This window comes from Streptomyces sp. NPDC007205 (assembly GCF_040634095.1).
Taxonomy (GTDB): Bacteria; Actinomycetota; Actinomycetes; order Streptomycetales; family Streptomycetaceae; genus Streptomyces.
In genome coordinates this window covers 1-3,973 of the sequence record NZ_JBEYEW010000121.1, presented here as the reverse complement: position 1 = coordinate 3,973, position 3,973 = coordinate 1, and the positions used below count along the sequence as shown (strand labels likewise).

At 65.3% G+C, this 3,973-nt stretch carries 2 protein-coding genes and 2 pseudogenes; 2 read left to right on the top strand and 2 right to left on the bottom strand.

Translation table 11 applies throughout. From position 1 onward, the window contains the following. Positions 1-474: 474 nt before the first annotated feature. Positions 475-750: pseudogene (locus ABZ624_RS42230) on the top strand (IS5/IS1182 family transposase); the annotation flags it as partial. Positions 751-765: 15 nt separating this feature from the next. On the opposite strand, the gene ABZ624_RS42225 reads toward ABZ624_RS42230, so the two are convergent. Together ABZ624_RS42225 and mpaB are read right to left on the bottom strand one after the other, a co-directional pair. Further along, positions 766-1,632: a 3'-5' exonuclease gene (locus ABZ624_RS42225; protein ID WP_360100933.1), complete on the bottom strand. Its 867-nt coding sequence runs from the start codon at positions 1,630-1,632 to the stop codon at positions 766-768. Positions 1,633-2,044: 412 nt separating this feature from the next. After that, positions 2,045-3,271, bottom strand: coding sequence for a daptide biosynthesis RiPP recognition protein (mpaB, locus tag ABZ624_RS42220; RefSeq protein WP_360100930.1), 1,227 nt, complete (start codon positions 3,269-3,271; stop codon positions 2,045-2,047). Positions 3,272-3,705: 434 nt separating this feature from the next. Here mpaB and ABZ624_RS42215 point away from each other — a divergent pair. After that, positions 3,706-3,872: pseudogene (locus ABZ624_RS42215) on the top strand (transposase); the annotation flags it as partial. Between the last annotated feature and the right edge of the window lie 101 nt (positions 3,873-3,973).

The following is a 3,973-nucleotide window of genomic DNA, read 5'->3' as shown; positions in this document are numbered from 1 at the left end:
TCAGAACTCGCAATGGCTCGGAGACCGGGAGTGCTCACCTACCAGCGGCTACGGAGCGTAGTCTGCCTCACGGCCCGACAAGGCCCATTAGAGCCTGTGCAGGGTGCGCGTGCTCCCTAATGGAAGTGCTCAAGGCATGTCATCCCACCAGCCGTTCGCAACCCCAGCGAGTCATACGGCCCTCGGTCCGCGTCAGAGCTGAAGGCTCAAGGCAGAGCTGAGAGGTGATCCGCACAACCGGCTCGGACTACGGACGGCACACCGCCCGGCAGCGGCAGATGGGCCGGACCGCAGCAACAGGACCGCTTCCATGTCCATGCCGACAAAACGGCACCGGGTTCTGCACGCTTCATGCCACACTGCTGAGCGCGAGCCAGCCTCGTCTTGTCAACAGGGCTCTCAGGCCCTGGCATACTCAAAGGCTCGGCTCGCGCCCGCGAAGGTCAGCTCTCGCCGACCTTCGCTTCCCATTAGGCCTACTCGTCCCGCGCGATCCGCGACCACCTGCGCAGACGCGGAATCCGGGCGGTCAACCCGGTGCCTGCCGACCAGCGGGGCCACCGGCTGCGACGCGGCAGCAGAGGCGGCAGACCTCCAGCCTTCGATCGCGAGGCCTGCAAGCAGCGCAATACCGTCGGGCGGTGCATCAACCGCCTGAAGCAGTGGCGCGGTATCCGCTACGAGAAGACCGCGACCATCTACCTGGCCGGTCTCCACATCGCTGGCATCTTCCTCTGGTCCGCCCGGTGATCCAAACAAAAGTCCCTAGTCGAGAGGGCGCCGGTCCGGGTCTGTCCCTGCCAGTGGTTGATCCCACGACAACGCCCAGCCGTCGTCCGGCACGCCATCAGCCATCTGTCTGAGCTTGGCAAGTACGAATTGGCAGTCGACGGCAGCGTCATGCGGGCCGCCCAGCGGCTGGCTGCGGTAGGCGCCCCGCTCGACCGACCACAGCCCCCGCCACACGGAGTAGGGCATCATGGCGTCCTTCCACCGACAGCGGGCCAGCCACTCCGCTGCCGCCACCGGATCTCCATGATGACGAACCAGTTCACGCTGGAAGACAGCGCGGGGGGATTCGCTGTTGTACGACACCAGCGTTCGGCCATGGAGCACATCGGTGAGGGCAGGCAAGAGCTCCCCGAAGGTTGCGGCCCGAGCCACGCGTTTCTGCGTGATGCCGTGCATCTCCAGTGCTGCAGGCTCAATGGCGGCACGCGGCCGCACGTACTCGTCTAAGAGCACGCTCTCGTCCCGGTCCATCACGGCGATCTGCACCATATAGGCGTTGTCCAGACCGGTGGTCTCCAGATCGACGGCCAGCAGTGAGTCATCGGCGAGTAGGTGACGGGCCCAACGAGAAACCCGCTCACGTTCACGTCGCCAGGACGGGGGCCGCCGCATGGCACGGATCGCGTCATCCAGACTGTCGTGTTCTTCCCTCGTGGCCAGCACCCGCCACACAGGCACCGCGTTGCCGTCGCGTTCGGCGCTCACAGTCCCCAGATACCGGCCGCCGCCGTAGACGGCCCAGATAGGCCGGCTGGTGCCGGCGGGGCGGACCAGCTGCACCTCGTGCTCATCCACGCTACTGAAGAGGTCCCCCTGCCCGTTCGGCTCCGCGAGGGTCACCGCGCTCCCCTTCCCCGGCTATCCCGGCCGCACCATGGATGATCAGCGCAACTGTACGACCGGACGGTGGCGAAGCGTGCCTAAGACACGTGCGGTCACCTGCGAGTCCGCTGTCGGCACGGGACTGGCGAGGATCATTCTGTGCCAGACCTTGCCGAGGCTGTGAAGAGAGGCGACCAGGGATCGACCGCATCCGGCAGATCCCCCTGGAGCGGCGGGTTGGCACCTTGAAGGCGGGGCAAAAGGGTTCGCTCCTGCTGACGAAAACGCACCTTGAGGCCTTTGGTGGCGACAGCACAACAGCGAACTTGACGAAGCCGTCCCCTTCTCGGTCGCTCCACTGATCACCGCACTTGGCTTGGAGCTGCCGATTCGGCTTCGACGAGGAACGTCCGTATTCGCTGGTCAACCGTCAGCCGGAGGCCCGGGGGCCCGGCACCGGCTGCCAAGAATGCCTGGAATCCGCGGCGCCCATGGCCGATAACCAGCAACTCGTGTTCACGCCTTGCGCGGCTGCACCCTGATGCCCCGGCTGAATCGATGACGCACTTCGGCATCTCTTTTCTGGTAATAGTTGCATGCCGAAATCGCTCAGGCCGCTCATCACTTGAGCCAGGGCCTCGCGGGCGGCGTGCGGTGCCAGCCCGAGATGGTGTGTGGCGGCAGCGATCGCTGCGTCTTCGTCTCCATAGATCATGAGGAGCTCGAGGAGGCGTGCGGTGCCGGTACCGACCTGAAATTGCTGGTTGCTGTGTGGGTCGTGGATCAGGGCTATGGCGGTGTTGAACAGCAGCACGGGCAGCTCCGCGCCGACGAGAGTGAGGTCAACAGCCTGTGTGTATTGGTCTGCAGCGGCAGTCATGCGGTGTGGAAAGCCGGAGACTTTCAGATTGGTCAGGCCTTCCGTGGCTGCTGTGCGAAGTGCGTCCAGGGTGCAGAGGTAGCGGGACAGCCAGGGGCGCTGCTGGTGGGCGATGCGCAGGGTCGGCGTGCGGACGGCCCCGGTGAGACAGCCCGGGCAGCCGGAGCCGGGCGGCCGCCTGATGGCGGACCATGCGGAGGTCAGGGATGCGAGACCGTCGGTGACGAAGCCGAGGGGCATGCCCTGAGGTGTGGTGCTGGCTTCGCCGCTGGCACGGACGAAGAGCCGCTGGCCCGGGCCGCCACAGGTATGAGCGCCGCCCAGGGCGCATAAGTCACCCAGCCGCATCATGGGGTGGAGCAGCGCTGGAGGGAACACGCCGTGCTGCTTAGCCTGATCCGCGTGGTCCAGAAAGGCGTAAAAGTCCTTCTCGCTGGTGATCCGTGCAAAAGTCGGACCGTCTATCTCGAGGTATGGGGTGAGTATGTACTCCTGCACCTTGACGACGAAGACGTCCCCCACCACCATTTCATCGCCCGGAGCGCCCAGCGAGCCCGTGCAGGGAGCAACGATGGTTTCACCGATTCCGGTAGGAGTATCGGAGGAAGGGCAGAAAATCGCAGTGCTCTCGTTGCACAAATCACTGTCAAGGATGGCAGGCAGTAGATCGGCCGACTCGGCGAGGATGGTCCTCATGGGCGGGCTGCCATCGGGAGTTGTGAGGGTGCGTGAATGACCACACCCCCAGGCACTTAAGTGACATAAGATGCATCGCACTCTTACCACCTATTAGCTACTCGAAGCTTGTGTGTCGCGCTCGCTCACCACGTGCGCCGCCATACCAGACCTTCACGTACACACGGCACTCTCTCAGTGGCAACCCACCTTCCCTGGAGGCCGGCGAGGACTGCGGCCGTCCCACCCATTGCGCACGCAGTGCGACGGCGGTGCAACCGCAGGCACGAACAGCCCGTGATCGGACCCTCAGTCGGGGACCGCCAGTGAGGTCTTTGCATCGTGGGATCGGCGCTTCATCAAGCCTTCGCGTGTCCCCGGTTTGTGGGTCTCGCTTCGGCTCATGTGCACTGGTGGAATGCCTGCGGAGAGGGGCTGCCGGTGACCCCTCGCCGGGGGGCGATCGCGCGAGCGGAATCGAACATGTTTCGCCGGTGGTGGCGTTGAACTCGGCGCCGAGCGCGGTGTCGGCGCCGGGCATCGGCACGACCGAGACGCTGCGCAAGTGGGTGCGGCAGGACCAGACCGACGCCGGGACCCGCCCGGGACGACGACGGAGGCATCCGCGCAGGTCAAGGCGATGGAGAAGGAGATCGCCGAACTGAGGCGGGCGAACGAGATCTTGAAGCCCGCGGCGAGTTTCTTCGCGTCAGTGTCAGGCTGTTGGCGATCGGTGGGTGGAGACAGGCCGGAGCCGCCTTTGGTGGTTGGTCCTTGATGTGCCGCCCTCCGGTGGCAGGATCC